A 16,015-nucleotide genomic window follows, 5' to 3' on the forward strand; every position below is an offset into this window, starting at 1 on the left:
GACCCTCATGCCGACCGGCGACAGATACGGGAGCGGCCCCCGGCCAGGTAGCCGGGGGCCGCTCGTTCTCACGCTGCCTGTCTGTTCAGCGCCAGCGGCGGCGCCTGACCCATTCTCAGCACGGCGAGCACCTGGCGAGCCTGGTTCGGCGTGACGCCCAAGTGGCCGGCCAGCGTCTCCCGACCCATCGGGGCGCCCTCCTCCTCGGCTGCTCTCACGAGTTCCTCGGCGGTCTGCAGGAGCTGCAGCGCGGGTGAGGCGAGCGGGGGTTCACCAGGCTCACCAGCCCCGGTGACCTCGTGATCTTCGTCGGGCGCGACCACGAGCGCCACCAGGTGGGCGACCGCGCCGAGCACGGCCGGCGCGACCGCGGCGACCGCCACCACCGTCCACCACGGGGGCACGATCCGGTAGGCGGCGAGCACGTGGTCGACGGCGTTCCCGACGACGGACAGCACGATCGCGCCGAGCGCGATCCGGCGTGCCTGGCGGCGGGCTGGTGCGGGCGCCTGTCGGGCCAGCCACACGCGGGTGGCCACCACGGCGGCGGCGTCGATCGCGACCGGCAGCAGCCACGCCAGCCGCCCGGACGTGCCGCACGCCTCGGCCAGGTGCCGCAGCGACGCGAACGACAGCACCGAGGCGGCGACCGCCACGGCCGCGAGCCCCGCCCACGTGTACCAGCCGAGCTGGACGGTTGGCGCCCGGTCGGGCTTCATGGTTTCGTCTTGCACAGGTCCACTCCTCTGTAGTGGATCAAGGACCCCGGCAGGCGTTGCAGTCGCCTCGCCGGGGTCCGCCTTGTTCAGGATCGGTGAGCCCCGGTAGGGGGGTGATGTGGTCGCATGGTGGTCGCGGACTGCGCGAACTCACGCGAAACCGGTCCGTCCCAGATGGACGTCATACCGGTGCTGACCAGGCAGAACGACATCACGCGTCATTCCCTGGTACATCTGGGTCCTTACTTGAAAACAGGAGTCCTTCACGGGACCGGGGGTTCAAATCCCTCCGCCTCCGCTCTCTGACCAGGGGAAACGGCGGCGAGACCGATCTGGAGTCAGCTCCGCCGCCCTGCCGCAGTCTCATTCGCGATCGTGTAGCGGCCTGCGTGGCGGCGCAGGGCTTCCGTGGCCGGCGAGGGGCTGGCGGACACGAGTGCGCCAAGTCATATTCCGCAGAGCGGAGGTGGTGTTGGCAGTCGACGACGATGCCTGGAGCTCCCGGCCTTTGCGCCAAGAGCTCCAGGTGAAGCTAATCCTCGACGTTCATCATCCTTCTGGCCGTTGCCATCTTAAGAACGAGTTGTTGAGGGGTAATTTTGACTGGCTGAAAGTTGTGCTTGGCGTAGAACGCGGCAGCATTGTCGTCGATAGCGTCTACCACAATGAGTCTCCCGGCATACACTTGTGAGGCTCCTACCAGGCGGCCTACTGCGTCTACAAGCAGTTCGGCACCTAAGCCTTGCCCGCGCAATCTTCTGTCCAGTGCTAAGCGGGCAAGCAGGTAGGCAGGAATCCATCCTGATTGTCCACCTGCTTGGCCGGACGTCAACTCTTCACGGGCAACACGAGTGGGAGCGAACGAGAAATATGCTAAAACGTCGTGCTGTTCGGAGTTTTCCGTCCATACGTATGTCCTGGCAGTATCAGCCCGTTGTGCTCGCATCGCGTCAGTTCGTAACCACGAATTCAGACCTTCGACTCCGCAGTCGAACGAGTCCGCCTTGTGGTCGGCCGTAAGGCTCGTGGAGTGGTACATTATCCTCTCTCAAACCGCCTTGGACGTTCGAATGCCCGCTTGAGTGCGGGTGCGTCGTCAGCGATGTCGAGCGACTCCAGTAACGCGTCAAATTGTTCTGCGGGCATTAAAGTAGAATTGGCTCTTCCAAGTACCTTCTCTGCGCGTCGCAGAGCGGCGGTGCGTGTGAAGTCCGAAACGTTCTCATGCAGTTTCTCGGCCGCGTCCTCGATGAGCTCTCTATCTGTCTTGCTGACGCGCATCTCCAAACGTTCGTTCTTTGTGCTCATGTCTTGTGCCTAGCTCCTCTTCCCCTGGGAGCCACGCTGTACTCTTCTTCGCGGAAGGAGTGTGGTACAGGGTGGTGGTCATCTCGGGTGGTGCGGTATGCAGGAGCGAACCCCGAGGTGGTGGTCTGCGCTCGCCATGCTCACCGGTGCGTCATCTCTTGATGAAGAGGTTTCCGCAGGCCAATTCCTGTACGCATGGATCCTAGTGAGCGTTCTCGGGTGACTGATTTCGGTCCTGACCGTTTGCTAGCCGCCCCTCATCTACTGTCACGTCCTATCGCTCGTACGGCTCCGTCCCGGGTAGTGTACGGCAGTTGTCCGTACGGCGCTACGGCGATGCGCCCGCCCGCCGCACATCGCCTGCGAGTGGGTCTCTAGCGCGAGAGTGCTCTCATCTGGGCGGATCGGCTCTACAGGTGGGCCACGGCGCGGCTTTGTAGGGGTTCTGTCGTGGCGCCTCGGGCATGCACGCTAAGCACGGCCGCAGTCTCATTCGGCGGAGGCCAGCGGCGTTCGCGTGAGGGCACGGCTTAGCTCTGACCTGCAAGAACGGACGTCGACGGAAGCCGGTGAACAGTGTTGCGTAGATCTTGAAAACAGGAGACCTTAACGGGTCCGGGGGTTCAAATCCCTCCGCCTCCGCAGTTCCTGACCAGGCAAAACGCGACGGCGGCTGTCCTATACCTGGCCTCTCGCTGAGGTCGGCAAGCTGGCGTAGTTGGCAGAGGTGGCGGCTGCCGAAGATCGTCCTGACGAGCGTGGTCAGCCGCCACCTTGTGCTAACGGGGCACCAAGGCTTACCGGATGTCGTTACCTCCGTGGGTCGGATCGGTCGTCAGTGCGAACAGGTCGGTTTCGGTTGTGTCCCAGTTGCTCGACCAGCGGCGGCGGCGCTCGTTCGCTTGGACGATCCAGTCCGGGCCCTCGGCTGCAACTGCCTCGAGGACGTGTAGTGCGCTCGCCACCCCTGACGTTTGCAGCGCAAGCCTGGCCAGCTCCGCCTCGTCCTCCAGTTGTGCGTCGCTCAGGTTTCGGAAGTTCTCCATGAGCACAGCAATGTTTTCGCCGCTGACCAGGGTCAGGCGGAACGAGCGGGTGCGCAGGTGCTCGTTCTCCAGGGTTCCGCCGATGGCGGCTGGGGGTACGTTCCCATGGTTCGCGACCCGGACGCCCTTCTCGTTGACGCTGGCCGAGGCCAGTGCCTCGTACCGGAAGGAGTTTCTGCGCTCGTTCCTCGCCTTGCCCTGCAGGAAGTCCAGATCCACGGTGATCTGGCGAACGCCACTCTTGGTTAGCAGGAAGATGTACACCACATAGGTCGAGTACCGGGGCGGTCCGTGTAGTACTCGGGCTCGCATGGCGCCGGGTGCGCCCTCGGTCATCACGATGTGGTCAACCAGGTCATTGTTGGCCAGCCGCAGCCGGTTGAGCGCCGCGGCCTTGAGGAATGCCTTGTCCATCGCCAGCCAGCGGGCCATCTCCGCATCAGTGGGCCGGTCTGCCAGCAGCGCCACCCAGTGCTCGTACGCGTGAAGTTCCTCCTCGTAAAGGCTGTCAGCCTCCGCCTGTGCCATCGCGGTCGTGCGGCGTTGCGCGAGTAAGTCGATCAAGCCCTTGCCCATGTGGAAACCGCCCGCTCCCAGTAGGACGGCGGCCACCGCAGCTCCAGCACCGAGCAGCATCGCCAGGCCTGTCGCGGCTACCACGCCACCCAACACGGCCAGCGCGGTGACTCGGGTGGACACCACGTAGGCAGCGCGATAGTCGAGGAGACTGCCGGCACGCCACTTCTCGGCCGCGCGGTCTGCGTGCCACTTGACCAGCCAGCTGATCGCGGGTGCAGGCACCTCGGCATTGCCGTAGAGATTCAGCAACCGCACCTTCAGGTACGCCCGGACTCCCGAGTTGTCCTGCTGCCAGTTGCCTGCGACATGAGGCCGCGCTTCCTGGAAACGCCTGTCGACGATCGAGTAGAGCTCCTCGACGAACCTCGTCGATACCCAGTGTCCTGGCGAGACCGGGCGCGGCTGTGCGGCCACCGGCATGTGCTCCCGGTCCTTGGCGACGAGTCTGGCTGCTCGTGCCGCACGGTCGACGCTGTTCCGCATCGTCAGGTACCCACCGGCACCCAGCAGCAACACGCCCAAGATCGCGAGGAAGGGCCGGCTCCCGGATGTCGTCAATGAGGTGATCAGTCCGATGGCGAAGGCGAGACCACCGAGTCCTGCTCGCCGTAGTTGGGCCGTGTCGACGGAGTCTGAGCGCACTTCACCCCTTCTCGGCTGTGCAGGGTCGGGTTGGAAGAACTTCCACGCCCGTTCCACCCGTCGGGGTTCCATCCGCTCGGCTATCACCCACCGGGCCCCCGTCTCTGCCAGCCTGTTCTGGACCAGGCCGTTGAGAATTCGGTCGAGATGGCGGGTGATCTCGGACTGTCTGCGCGGCGGCAGCGCGGCGAACTCGGTGAGCGTGCCGTCCATGAGGTGTTGGTCGAGGTGTCCGTCGATCTGTTGGCCCATGCACTGCAGCAACCGCCACACCACTTCCAGCGCGGTGTACCACTCGTCGGGCTGTACGTTGAAGTTCAGATAGGCGCGCTTGATGCTCCCGGCTATCTCGCCATCGATCTCGTCGAGGGATCGGTCGCTCAGCACGGCGAGCACGTAGTAGTACACGCGTTGGGTGGTGATGTGTCCATCCCGCAACAGCGAACGCAGGATCTCCTCGGCATGACGAGGATCCCCTCCATCGAGGTGGTTGACCGCGACGCGGTGCAGCTCGTGCGGGGGAGCGCTCTGGTTGATGTTGTACACGGACTCGTAGCGGTGGAACGCCGCGTCACCGAACACGGCGCCGATCTGCTGCTCGACGTGTGCTTCGTCGCTGGCGACGTTCTGGTTCGCCATGTACTGGTATTCGTCTGGACCGAGGTTCCACGTCATTTGGCCGCTCCGTCCTGCAGGGCGCCCATGTGGACTCCGATCTGCTGTCCGACCCTGGCGTTGTCCCTCGCTGTGTTGGTGTTGCGGATCTGGGGGAGGTGCGGTCGAGAGGTGGCCTGCGGGGGACTGCCCTTCGGGCCCTGGTCCAGTTGGCGGTCGAGCTCACCCGCGAGGGTTACCGCGAACGCCGCGGCGTTGCGTGCCGCGATTCGCTGGGAACCTCCCCGGTCCGCTGCCGCCTTGTGCCCGTCGGCGAGGTCGCTGATGCCTCGGATGGTGGCTGCCGGCACGCCACCGTTCAGATGTCCGGCTAGGGCCAGGCCTGCGCTCTCCATCTCGACGGCCACCGCGTCGTTGTAGTTGCGCCGCAGCTGTTGGCGAAGCGGTGACTTCGTGGAATTGAGCAGCACGTCGCCTGCCGCGATCGCTTCGAAGTGGACGGACGGTGTGACCGCTTCGCCTTCACTGGGGAGCAGTGCGTGCCAACGGTTGCCGCGGGGCAACCGCCGCGCGACCTGGTCGATGGCGTGTGACGTCTCCCATGCACGCGGTCGTGCGAGGAACTCCTCGTCCTCACTGCGGCCACCGTCGTAGGCGTAAACCTTGGTGGCGGCGATGACATCGCCCAGCTCCAGCCATTCGCGTAGACCACCGGCGATGCCGACGAAAAGCACGGCCGAGGGCCTGAACTCGGTGATGGCGCGCTCGGTGAGGGTTGCGGTGGTCAGGCCACCGACACCGATCGTGGCCAGCGCTACCTGGCAGTTCGGCTGGCACTCGAGGTGTCCGACATCGAACAAGGTGCCGGCTGAATGCGGCTGCACCGTCACGTCCACCACGTGTGGACGTACAGCCTCGAACTCGACCGACAAAGCCGTCAAGATCACTATCATGTAAAGCCACTCCATGCGGGAATCAGATGTTGCCGAGGTGAAGCGGGCGGCGACTCCGCGGTGCGGCCGGATCGAGCGGGGTTGGCTGGTGACAAAGCTCGTTACGTGATGCGTGGGGACAGGTTCTGCTCCTGATGGTTCGACGGGTAGGACAGGCGGCCGAACCGTCGGGCGGTCGCCTCCGCGACGATTTCCCTGTGGTCGAAGGCAACCGATGTCTCGGGAGCGAGGAACTCGGCAACCCGGAGCCACCGCGCTGCCTGGGCGTCGCCCGCTCCCCGAACCGCGGGGGCGTCGGCCGTGTACCCGTGGTAGACGACGCTGGCGATCGGGCCGCGTGGGTCACGTCCAGGTTTGTCGTAGAAGCCCAACCGCCGCAGTCGGTTCCGGTGAATTGCGAGCCCGGTCTCCTCGCCCAGCTCACGCACCGCCGCGTCGGGGGTCCGCTCCCCGGGGTTCACGAAACCCCCGGGAAGGGCCAGTGCGGTCCGAAAAGGTTCCTTACCGCGCTCGACGGCGAGGACGAACAGCCTGCCGCCCCGCCTGGTGAAGAGCACGACGTCCACCGTGAGTATGCCGCGGATCAGTCGTGTTCTGTGCTTGTCCTTCATGTTCCACGATTCCCTTCATTGCGTTTCAGCCGAGAAGATCGCCCGGGGGTGTCCGCAAGGCTCCGATTTCGACCATGTGGATAACGAATCTGGCCGCGTTGCACGCCGCCTCCGCCTGGTGTTCGTCCGTCTTGTCGACTCCGAAGTCGCTGATCGCCTTGACCAGAATCCACGGCACGCCCGCGTGTCTGGCGGACGCGTGGAATCCCGCGCCCTCCATCTCACACGCCACGGCTCGCTGGTACCTCTTCCGAAGCTTCGTCACGACCTGCTCGGAGTTCACCAACTTGTTCCAGGACAGGATTTCCCCGTAGTCCACGGCGGCGCCGACCCAGCTCTCCTCGGTCGCGTGGCAACGGCTCAGCAATGTCGAGTTCGGCTGGAGATTCTCGCCCCGGTCCCACTCGACGATGTCGGTGCCGTCGCCGGTGAGACGCACGTGGTCTATGTCATGCACGCGTTGGGAGACCAGAATGTCGCCCGCCTTCTGGGTTTCGGGACGGAGTCCACAACAGATGCCCGCGATGACGGCGTAGTCCGGTTCGAGGTGTCGGATCGCCGAACCAGTCGCGACGATGGCTCCGCCGGGTGCGTTCGGACCCTGCTCACCTGCCTGCACGACGCAGACCTCGGTGCCCGCGATCATGCCGACGTCGTACGTGGTGAAGACGCCCGAGAAGTTCCTGATCGCTGGTTTCTTGGTGATCTCCTCCGCGGCGGCGAGCACCGCCCGGCGTTCCGGAGGAGTTACGGTCATGATCAATACGCGAGTGGCGGTCAATACAGGCCTCATTCTGGCTTCGACAACGTCCAGGGCTGCTTTGTGTGCGCGAATCTGGTTCCTCGCGGCTGTGATTCCGACTATCGCTGTCATGGGAAGCAGGAAATGGATGATCAGACCGAACGTCACGGCCGTGCTGCCGCTGGGAACGAGACCCGGCACGTCCTGCCAGAAGAACTGGAAGGCCAACCAGTGCAACGCCTTGCCGTAACTCGTGAGGGCGGACCCGCACGTCGAACCTCCGCAGGACGATCGCTCGTCGCCGATGACCATCAGCGGGACGATGAACATCACAGCGACGACCGCCAGGCAATACAGTCGGAAGAACGGGACGTGTTCAGTCCGTTTCTCCTCCTGGTCCCGTTGTCTGCCGTCCGCCATCAGCAACACCAGCTCGGCACCCGGACCGAACGGCAGGTGGACCCCCGCCGCCGACTCGACGGCCCGCCGCGCGCTATCGGTCGTGATGCCCTTCACCTGGCACACCAGGGTGTCCACCACCTCCACATCTCGGGTTCGGCCACCGGACTGGACCGCGATGTCGTGGATCTGCGTGGTGATGAGGCGTTTCAGGCGATCGCGAACCAGGTCGAGCAGCACGCCGACCCGATCGTCACCCGCTTCGTGCAGTAGCGGAAGCGACCAGTGGCCACTGGCCATGGAGAGGGTTGCCGCGCGGTCCATGGGCTGCCGACCCGCGGTGACCAGCTGGTAGACGAGCTGGCTGAGCATCACGCTCACCACGTACAGCATGGCGACGAGCACGAGCATGAGCGCCGCAAGGACGGCCGACCAGGCCGCCGCGACCACGATCGCGAACAGTAGGAGCATCGTCGGGGGCACCGTGAACACGACACGACCCCAGTGGCGGTCGAGTATGCGCAGCATGCTGAGCCACGCACGCAGCGCGACCTGGGGTTGTGCGATCGCCGCCGGTGGCTCGAGGACCGCGAAGGAGTCCTGTCCGTGCCACACCAGCCGACCTTCCGCACCGGCGACGTACAGCAGCAGTGCCAACGGTCCCCGGGACCGAGCCAGACCGGTGACATCCCTCGGCCGGATCGTGTTGACGACCTCCGGTGCGCGAGTCGACCGGCGAACGGCCCTGGCCGCTCGCCTGCAGTCCGCCCACGTGGTCTGAGTCAGTGCCATGGCCGCGTCCTTCCAGCGGTGCGAGGCTTGAAATGGTGGGAACTGGTGCGCGCCCTACGGCGACCGTGGTTCCAGCCGCTGGCCGACCAGATCGGCGAGAGTGTGTCCGAACGCGATTGCCGTGCTGTCCGGGTCTGTGCCGTCGAACACTTCCGGCGACGCCGAGGGAAAGGCCACGTTCCACTCCTGCGGGACGGAGATGCCATCGCTCGGGACCAGCAGACGGATGTCGTGGATTCCGTACCGGTTCAGCAGGTCGTTGCCGTCGCCTGACGTCTTCGGCAGGTCCGACAGCTGCGCGTCGGACAACAGCAGGAGCTCGGTGTCACATTTCGACGCCGGGAACGTCGCCACCTGCTCCAGCAACGGACGGAGCAGCGTGGCCGTGCCGTCGGACGTCGACGTCGTCGTGGAGTCGATCCCGTCGTGCGCGGGCCTCGGCGTCGAGCGGGTGGCAGCGTCGAAGGCGAAGTCGACAACCGCCAGTTCGTCCGTCTTCCGAAGCGTCCGCGGCTCCCGGGACCAGACGACCAGCTGCGTGAGTGCCTGGTTCCGCGGCTGGGCGAAGGACTGCATCGAACCGGACACGTCCATTCCCACGACCACACGCACGCAGCGCGGTCCCCGTGGTCCGTTCAGGACGTAACCGCGCAGCTCGTCAGGGCTGTCGCTCGACTCTGGGAGCAACAACCAGCCGATGAGCAGGAGCGTGGTCATCGCGGCGAGGGCGAGTAGCCACCGGCGTCGCCTGGCCGGCGGGCTCAGGGTGGGGAGCGGACCCAGGCGCGGGCCTGGGGTCAGCATGACGGACATCAGTGCTCTCCCGGTGTGTCACCGCTGCCGTTCGACAGCGCGTACGGCCGGGTGGGAGCTTCGGGGCCGTGGCTGCCGTTGGGCGGACGTGGTCCTTGCTCGTCGTCGTCGCGGGGCGGGCTCTCGCCCTGGTGGAGCTCGCGCCAGTAGGTGTCGATCTCGCGGCGAAGGGAGTCCTGGTCGAGTGGGAGCCAGACGGCGAGATCGTTGACAGCGCCGTCCAGTAGCGGCTGCGGCACCTGCCGCGGCGACTGGCCGAGCGAGACCATCGCCTGGTTCGCCGGAATCCACAGATCCGACGGGTCCTCGTCAGGGATGGGCCGAAGTGACGAGTCCGGAACGGCGATCATCCAGCTGTGGTCCCTGCGGTCCCACTGCGCGGCGGCGTCCGTGACCAGCCCGATGCCGACTGTCGCGATCCGGCCGAGCTGCCCGCGGCGGTACTGCACGGAGGTCCGCAGGGCCATCCACCGCTGGGTGTGGATCTTGTTGGCACGCACGACCTTTCGTTCGAGCTTCTCGAACGTCCGCACCGTCCGGCGGTACTGCTCGTGCGACTCCGATGCGAGCACCAGGCGTGCGCACATGTCGACCAGCATCACCGCACCGAACACACAGGCCATGGGGAGCGGTGACGCAATCTGGTTGGCCCCGAACTGCTGCTCGGCGGCGTCGAACCGGTCGAACACCAACCAGCTGACGGCCGTCAGCACCAGCACGAAGACGAAGGCGCCGACGAAGATCCCCAGGTGCCTGCGGCGGCTGATGCCGGGATAGGCCATGAACCACCGATGGCCAAGCTTGCCGAGCAGCCAGGCCGCGTAGATGCCGACGAACGGAATGAGCAGCGCCAGAAGTACGGCACCGATTCGTTCGGGGGCGTACCACGGATCCCTGCGGTCGATCGCCTCCGAGAAGGTCGAGTACCAGAAGAAGATCTCGACCACCAGGAAGGTGATCTCGAGCAGGAGCAGGACACGCGCCGAGACCAAGGGGCGGTAGGCGTCGAACCACCGTGCCTTCTCACCGTCGGACGGCGTCCCCACCTCCACCGCTTGCGTCGTGGGTCGGATGGCGCGCTCCCGCAACGGTAACTTCTTGAGCTTCTGTAGGGCCGCGAGCGCGTCGTGTGCTGAGCTGACCAGTTTCTCGCTCAGCTTCTTGAGATCAGTGCGTGCACGCTGGTCTTCCCGGAGCTCCTCGTGTATGACCCGGTTCTGTACGGCGGCTTCCGCATCCGACAGGTCGGGCGGCGTCCTGCGTGCGGTCGTGCCACGCTCGTGCGAGATCTTCAGGAGCCCGGTCAGGTCCCGTTCGACTCGCCCCGAGCCGGGGCGCGGGCGTCGGGAGAACATTCTCGACAGAGTGGGGAACTTCACGACTGGCAACCCTCTGGTCCGAGAACGATCTCGACGCGGCGGTTGCGTGCGGCGGCGCCCTCGTCGTGCAGGCCGCCGGGGAACTCGTCGACGAGTGGTTCACTGGCGCCGAGCGCCTCGGGGCGCAGGCGCGACTGGTCCATGCCGAGCGCCACGAGCCGCTGTGCGACCGCGTCGGCGCGCTCCCGTGATTTCTGTTGTTGACCCGCGGTGCTTCCGTAGGCCGCCGCGTGCCCGACGATTCTGGCCGACCAGGTCGGATGCTGATGTAGCTGGTCCGCCACGCGCTGGAGCGTCACGTCGGCGTCCGGTTGCAACAGGGCACTGTTGCCCGCGAACAGCAACCCGCCCGGCACGCTGATCTCGACGGCACAACCCGCGGTGACCGTCGTGATCTCCGGGACCTGAAGCTGGTCGGCCGGCCGCTGGTCCTGTACATCTCGGTGTCGGCCCGACCTGGAGTCGAACGTCACCTTGGCGCCGGCCGTCTTCAGCGCGGCGGACCACATCTCCTGCAGGTTCGCGCGCAAGGGCTGGGGCAGTGGCGGATTGGTCTCACCGAGTCCCGTCCACAGGATGGTGGCGTCATGAAGTTCCGGGGCGAGTGCACCCGCTGCCTGCAGGTTCTTCGCAAGGGCCTCGGCGTCGGCGTCGAACCGGAGCTCGTTCGCGTCGAACGGCGGGACGTTGTTGACACCGTCGGACACCACCACGATCTGCACGGGCTTCTGTCGTGCTGCCATCTGCACCGCGTCGAGCACCGCGCTGCCGGGGCCGGTCGGCAGCATGTTGGACTGTCCGGCCCAGAGACCGACACATTTGATCATCATGGGCCGCGCCCTGTCGGCGACGGCGGTGTCCTCACCTGGATAGGGATCGAGGGCGATCTCGCGGACGATCCTCTGCGGCCGTCCCGCCCCTTCCACGGGGACGAGGAGCACCTGGTCACCGCGCTTCTGGGCGACCTCGAGTGCTGCCTCGGCGGCTTGCGGCAGCCCGTCGGTGGCGGACGACCGCGTGTTGTCCACGACGAGGGCGATGGCCTTCGCGTTGGGGGCAATGGTCGTGCCCGGGGCCTTCAGACAGTCCGCGGCGCCGACCGCGCCCGGCTCTCCTGCGTCGGCGTCGGTTCCACAGGCTGTCAGGGGAAGGACAGAAAAGAGGAGCACGAGCAGGACCAGGAGCCATCGTGGCATGACGGATCCGCGGGTGGGGAACTTCAACTGTCGGAACATGCTCACCTTCGACTGGGAGGAACGGGCTGACGGGTGGCGCCGCAGCACCGGAATCGGCTTCAACACATTTAATGTCAGTATGACTATAAGAAGGAGCGGTCTTTGTGTCAATCTGACTTTTATCAGGGGTCTACATGCTGGTGGACGCGACGCACCGCTGTGGCTCCATGCTGATGTTGGGGATCATGCGTGAGGATGGGCAGAAGCGTGGCTCATTGCGAACAGGCGATCCAGGACATCATCTGTCACCTCTGTCGCCGTTTTCACTCTCCTGGTCGATGGTTATTGATACTGGGAGTGATGAACGGACGAGTAAAATCATCTATTGGGGGATGGTGATCAATTGTCAGAAGTGCCGCGCGAGCGCTGCTGTCGGCAGTTGATCCTTTCTCTGGTGCTGCGCATATTGATTTGATGGCGCCGAACGTCGGGTATGATGGCTCACTCGTTGGCCTGAGGCACTGGAAGATGTTCATGGAGAGTGTTCATTGGCGCAGCAACGAGATGAAATCGACAGTCTTGTCGGAGAACTTCACAACCTTCGGCAGCGGGAAGGCCTGCGAAGCAAGGATCTTGACGCACGAGCAGTACCCGAACTGCGAAAACGCTGCGACGCCGACGATCTGGTGGGAGACGAGTTCCGGGAGCGGCTTGGTCAGTTTATTTCCGAGGTGATCGTCGAGCTCCCCGCTTCGGAGCGCGATGTGGTCAAATACATACTGAACATGGGGTCCGTCGACAAGCCGCCGCTGCCGACGAAGCGAATGAATGATCTTGCCGACGACCTCAAGGTCGATCCGCGCACGGTGCGTCGGAAGACCGAAGCCCTGTTCGGGAAGATGGCGGACATCATCCTCGCCGGAACCTGGGCTCGGGACGGCGACGGACATCACGGCAGCGGCTGGTACGTCGAGCTGCTGGATGTCGTGTTACGCCTGGACGTCGAGCCGATGCAGTCCATAGAGCGGCGGACCATCGTGGCTACGAGGGACGGGTTGGAGGAGGTCGTGAACTCGGTCGACCTGGTGCCCCGTAAGGCAGATCCGTTGTCCGGTCAGGGTGTTCCCCGAACGGAAGTGACCTTCGGTGCGGTGGCCGGTCCTGACGACACCATCTCGGGTGTGAATCTCCAGTCCCGGATCATGCTGCCGCGTCGGCTCGCGATGGGTGAGCGGCACACCTATGGTGTCGTGATCACCAGCACGCCCACCGCGCCGCACTACGTGTGTATCCCGTTGCGTCGGTTCAACCGCTTCAGGCTGACGGTCCGGTTCGACCAGCGACACCTGCCGTCCACCATCTGGGCGCTCGACGGCGTGACCAGTCGGCAGATCGACCTGCGGCAGCCGTCCGACGTCCTGCTCGCGCCCGACCGCGCGGGGGAAGTGGCGCGCTCGTTCGACGGCCTCCGTCGTGGAGTCGCATACGGCATCCAGTGGCTGTCCATGACCAGCGAAGCAGGCTGACACACAGTTTGTGTCTTCCGGACGCTAAGCCTAGAGTTGACGGGTGCCCACCAGGAGTCGTGCCCGGGAGACTGTCCAGATCACCGCTGATCTGGCTGTTCTCACCATCCGCCAGGGTGAGCTGCGCGTCCTGGTCGTCAACCGTGGCAAGGAGCCGTTCAAGGGGATGTACGCGCTTCCGGGCGGGTTCATGCGTCCCGGTGAGACGCTCGACGACACGGCGCTTCGCGAGCTCCAGGAGGAGACAGCGATCGAGGGCGGGACGCTCGGCCTGGAGCAGGTGCATGTCTACTCGACGCCCGAACGGGATCCCCGTGGACGGATAGTCACCTGCTCGTACCTCGCGATCGCTCCCAACCTGCCGGAGCCGACAGCGGACAGCGACGCCGCGGCGGCGAGCTACGTCAACGTCGCCGGCCTGCTCGACGGCAGCGTGCCACTGGCGTTCGACCACCGCGAGATCCTCGAGCGGGCGGTCGAACTGGCCAGGGCGAAGTTGCAGTACACGACGATCGCGACGTCCTTCTGCGCGCCGGAGTTCACCATCAGCGAGCTGCGTGAGGTGTACGAGACGGTCTGGGGCGTGGAGCTCGACCGGGCCAACTTCCACCGCAAGGTCAGGGAGTCGCCCGGGTTCGTGGAGCCGACGGGTAACAAGCGTTTCACGTCAGGCAGGCCGGCGGCGTTGTATCGGCAGGGTCGGTCACGTTCTCTGGACAGACCCCTGTTGATCCCGTCTCACGACGAGATGGAGATCTGACGGTCAGGTCGGACGAGCGCTCGCCCGACCTGACGTTCACCGCGTCTGGCCACCTCGTTCGTCGCGCTCGTGAACGATGGCCACTAGGATCGGTGTGCTCGCGGTAGCGGGCAGAGACGGTGGGAGCATGTGGTCGGCCAACCTGAAATGCTCCTTCCGTCTGCTCGTCAACCGCCCAGGAGCACGATGAGCGCTGCGATCACGCTGTGCGTCTCCACGTGCGACCCCTCCTTCCAAGTTCCTGACTGGGCAGGCTCTGGCTGTCGGTGCACATCCGCTCTAGTTATTGTCGAGCGGACACTAACCGCTGTGAGGCCAGGTTAGGCGGTCGCGTGTATAGAGTCAAGATGACAATAAGCGTCGAGTCCTGTCCGTCGATGCCGACGTGTCCGCGCAGCAGAGTCACCCCGGCTGCTCGGGGCGGTTGATCGACGGCGCGTTCGCGCACGCCAAAAAGGCGGTGCAAGGTGTGAACCTTGCACCGCCTTCTTGGGGATCTGTTTACTCCTTGACGAAGTCCGGCGGCGGGCTCAGTTCCAGCTTCGCCAGGTTTTCGTCGTTTCGGGGTAGCCAGTCGTAGTCGCTGGTCATCACGGGTTTGGCGGGGCCGTCGATCACGGTCGAGGTCTCGCGTACCGGTAGGTAGGACGTGCTGTCCACCCACAGGTCGATCTGGTAACCGCGCTGTGTGGCGAACAGGCGCAGGTGGTGGGTCTCCCTGTCACCGACCGTTTCGGTGCCGATCAGCTCCATCCTGCCCTCGTCGATGGCCTGTTTGAGGGCGTTCGCGTCGAGGATGTCGGGGACCTCGAGGGGCGGTGGCTGTGAGGTGTCGTGGTCGGTGTGCCACGTCTTCCGTTCGAAGTCGACGGAGACGTAGTGCATGTCGCCCGGTGTGCCTGTGCCGGCGATGGAGTGGGTCAGGTGCAGCGGGCCGGTTTCTGGCTGGGTGCCCCCGGCTCTGTTCTTCGAAGGTGATCCCTGGGGCGGTTGGACGAGGGTGCTGTACGAATCCGCGCGATAGCGGTGGGTCGAACGGTCCGTCCAGTACTCGAGGTAGCCGGATTCCAGCACGTTCTTCTCGTGGATGACGTACTCGTTCACCGAGCCCAGCGCCTTCAGCGTCATGTCCTGTACGTGCGCGAGGTTCTCCACGTGTAGCGGGTTCGGCGGCGCGGCCTGTGTGTCCGAGTCGCGTGCGGGGGTGGACCCCGCGGTAGCCGCCACCACCGCTACGGCTGCCGCGGCGGCGACCAGCGGTGCGCCGATCGAGGCCCGGATCGTCCAGGTTCGCCGGGACTGACGCCTGCGTACGGCGCCGGCCAGCTCACGGTCGGCGTGGATGTCGGATACCTCGTGGCGCAGGCGATCACCCACCAGGCGCCCGAACTCCTCATCGGCGGACATCGGTTGTCTCCTTCTCGTTCTGTGGGCCGTGGAAGTCGGCCAGTAGTTCACGCAGCCTGGTGAGTGCGCGGGAGGTCTGTGACTTGACCGTTCCCTCGGAGCAGCGGAGCAGATCGGCGGTCTGCTCCACCGACAGGTCCTCGACGAAGCGCAGTACGACCACCTGCCGTTGCCGGGGCGGCAACTCCGCCAGTGCCTCCAGCACCACGCGACGGTCGGTGACCCGGTCGTAGCCTGCGTCGACGGCCGGGAGACCGGTGACGTCCGGCGGCAGCTCCGCCTCCGGTGGCCGTCGGCTCCGTGCTCTCAGGCGGTCCTTGGACAGGTTGACCAGCACCCGCCGCGCGTAGGCCTCCGGCGCCACACGCGCCTTGGCCCAACGTTGCAGGGTGCGCAACAAACTCGTCTGCAACAGGTCCTCCGCATGCCCACGGTCCCCCGTGAGCAGGAACGCGGTGCGCAGCAGTGCGGTGGACCTGTCCTCGACGAACTCGTCGAAGCTCGCGAACATCCGCATACCCGTTAGAACTCCGGGCCGCGCCGGACGGT

General features: G+C 65.4%; 14 protein-coding genes. 3 read left to right on the forward strand and 11 right to left on the reverse strand.

The genetic code is table 11. The features are described from left to right. Positions 1-68: 68 nt before the first annotated feature. From CLV71_RS42135 to CLV71_RS42180, 9 genes are all read right to left on the reverse strand, one after another. Entirely contained in the window at positions 69-734 is a 666-nt protein-coding gene (locus CLV71_RS42135) for a DUF2637 domain-containing protein (protein WP_133908564.1), read from the reverse strand. Between the two features lie 1,023 nt (positions 735-1,757). Next, positions 1,758-2,027, reverse strand: coding sequence for a type II toxin-antitoxin system TacA family antitoxin (locus CLV71_RS42145; protein ID WP_133908566.1), 270 nt, complete (start codon positions 2,025-2,027; stop codon positions 1,758-1,760). Between the two features lie 797 nt (positions 2,028-2,824). Beyond that, entirely contained in the window at positions 2,825-4,969 is a 2,145-nt protein-coding gene (locus CLV71_RS42150; protein ID WP_133908567.1) for a hypothetical protein, read from the reverse strand. Then, entirely contained in the window at positions 4,966-5,856 is an 891-nt protein-coding gene (locus tag CLV71_RS42155; protein WP_243867328.1) for a 5'-methylthioadenosine/S-adenosylhomocysteine nucleosidase family protein, read from the reverse strand. Before CLV71_RS42155 ends, CLV71_RS42150 begins: the two co-directional genes overlap by 4 nt. A gap of 107 nt (positions 5,857-5,963) precedes the next feature. Continuing rightward, the gene (locus CLV71_RS42160; RefSeq protein WP_133908569.1) at positions 5,964-6,473 is read right to left on the reverse strand and encodes an NUDIX domain-containing protein; all 510 of its coding nucleotides are present in this window, start codon (positions 6,471-6,473) and stop codon (positions 5,964-5,966) included. Positions 6,474-6,498: 25 nt separating this feature from the next. Then, complete coding sequence (locus CLV71_RS42165) at positions 6,499-8,064, reverse strand: 5'-methylthioadenosine/S-adenosylhomocysteine nucleosidase family protein (protein WP_166664479.1); 1,566 nt, start codon at positions 8,062-8,064, stop codon at positions 6,499-6,501. Positions 8,065-8,460: 396 nt separating this feature from the next. Continuing rightward, the gene (locus CLV71_RS42170) at positions 8,461-9,219 is read right to left on the reverse strand and encodes a vWA domain-containing protein (protein WP_133908571.1); all 759 of its coding nucleotides are present in this window, start codon (positions 9,217-9,219) and stop codon (positions 8,461-8,463) included. Then, complete coding sequence (locus CLV71_RS42175; protein ID WP_133908572.1) at positions 9,219-10,574, reverse strand: hypothetical protein; 1,356 nt, start codon at positions 10,572-10,574, stop codon at positions 9,219-9,221. Before CLV71_RS42175 ends, CLV71_RS42170 begins: the two co-directional genes overlap by 1 nt. A gap of 20 nt (positions 10,575-10,594) precedes the next feature. Further along, positions 10,595-11,944: an OmpA family protein gene (locus tag CLV71_RS42180; protein WP_133908573.1), complete on the reverse strand. Its 1,350-nt coding sequence runs from the start codon at positions 11,942-11,944 to the stop codon at positions 10,595-10,597. Between the two features lie 23 nt (positions 11,945-11,967). Between CLV71_RS42180 and CLV71_RS42185 the strand changes: the two genes are divergently transcribed. The 3 genes from CLV71_RS42185 to CLV71_RS42195 all read left to right on the forward strand — a co-directional run bounded on the left by CLV71_RS42185 (position 11,968) and on the right by CLV71_RS42195 (position 14,059). Then, positions 11,968-12,216, forward strand: coding sequence for a hypothetical protein (locus tag CLV71_RS42185; RefSeq protein ID WP_133908574.1), 249 nt, complete (start codon positions 11,968-11,970; stop codon positions 12,214-12,216). 105 nt (positions 12,217-12,321) lie between these two features. Beyond that, positions 12,322-13,299 carry a hypothetical protein gene (locus CLV71_RS42190; protein ID WP_133908575.1) on the forward strand — a complete coding sequence of 326 codons (978 nt, stop codon included), beginning with the start codon at positions 12,322-12,324 and terminating at the stop codon, positions 13,297-13,299. Between the two features lie 43 nt (positions 13,300-13,342). Further along, positions 13,343-14,059, forward strand: coding sequence for an NUDIX hydrolase (locus tag CLV71_RS42195; protein ID WP_208297999.1), 717 nt, complete (start codon positions 13,343-13,345; stop codon positions 14,057-14,059). A 501-nt stretch (positions 14,060-14,560) separates the two neighbouring features. Here CLV71_RS42195 and CLV71_RS42200 read toward each other — a convergent pair. Together CLV71_RS42200 and CLV71_RS42205 are read right to left on the reverse strand one after the other, a co-directional pair. Then, positions 14,561-15,466 (reverse strand): hypothetical protein, encoded by a 906-nt coding sequence (locus CLV71_RS42200; RefSeq protein ID WP_133908576.1) that lies wholly within the window; start codon positions 15,464-15,466, stop codon positions 14,561-14,563. Beyond that, positions 15,453-15,983, reverse strand: coding sequence for a SigE family RNA polymerase sigma factor (locus CLV71_RS42205; RefSeq protein WP_243867322.1), 531 nt, complete (start codon positions 15,981-15,983; stop codon positions 15,453-15,455). Before CLV71_RS42205 ends, CLV71_RS42200 begins: the two co-directional genes overlap by 14 nt. Positions 15,984-16,015 lie beyond the last annotated feature (32 nt).

It is taken from the genome of Actinophytocola oryzae, from assembly GCF_004364325.1.
Taxonomy (GTDB): domain Bacteria; phylum Actinomycetota; class Actinomycetes; order Mycobacteriales; family Pseudonocardiaceae; genus Actinophytocola; species Actinophytocola oryzae.

Excerpts from the sequence above, each read along its gene's own strand:
- CLV71_RS42200 (WP_133908576.1), bottom strand. The coding sequence starts at position 15,466 with ATGTCCGCCGATGAGGAGTTCGGGCGCCTGGTGGGTGATCGCCTGCGC.
- CLV71_RS42150 (WP_133908567.1), bottom strand. The coding sequence starts at position 4,969 with ATGACGTGGAACCTCGGTCCAGACGAATACCAGTACATGGCGAACCAG.
- CLV71_RS42145 (WP_133908566.1), bottom strand. The coding sequence starts at position 2,027 with ATGAGCACAAAGAACGAACGTTTGGAGATGCGCGTCAGCAAGACAGAT.
- CLV71_RS42170 (WP_133908571.1), bottom strand. The coding sequence starts at position 9,219 with ATGTCCGTCATGCTGACCCCAGGCCCGCGCCTGGGTCCGCTCCCCACC.
- CLV71_RS42185 (WP_133908574.1), top strand. The coding sequence starts at position 11,968 with ATGCTGGTGGACGCGACGCACCGCTGTGGCTCCATGCTGATGTTGGGG.
- CLV71_RS42175 (WP_133908572.1), bottom strand. The coding sequence starts at position 10,574 with ATGTTCTCCCGACGCCCGCGCCCCGGCTCGGGGCGAGTCGAACGGGAC.
- CLV71_RS42205 (WP_243867322.1), bottom strand. The coding sequence starts at position 15,983 with ATGCGGATGTTCGCGAGCTTCGACGAGTTCGTCGAGGACAGGTCCACC.
- CLV71_RS42160 (WP_133908569.1), bottom strand. The coding sequence starts at position 6,473 with ATGAAGGACAAGCACAGAACACGACTGATCCGCGGCATACTCACGGTG.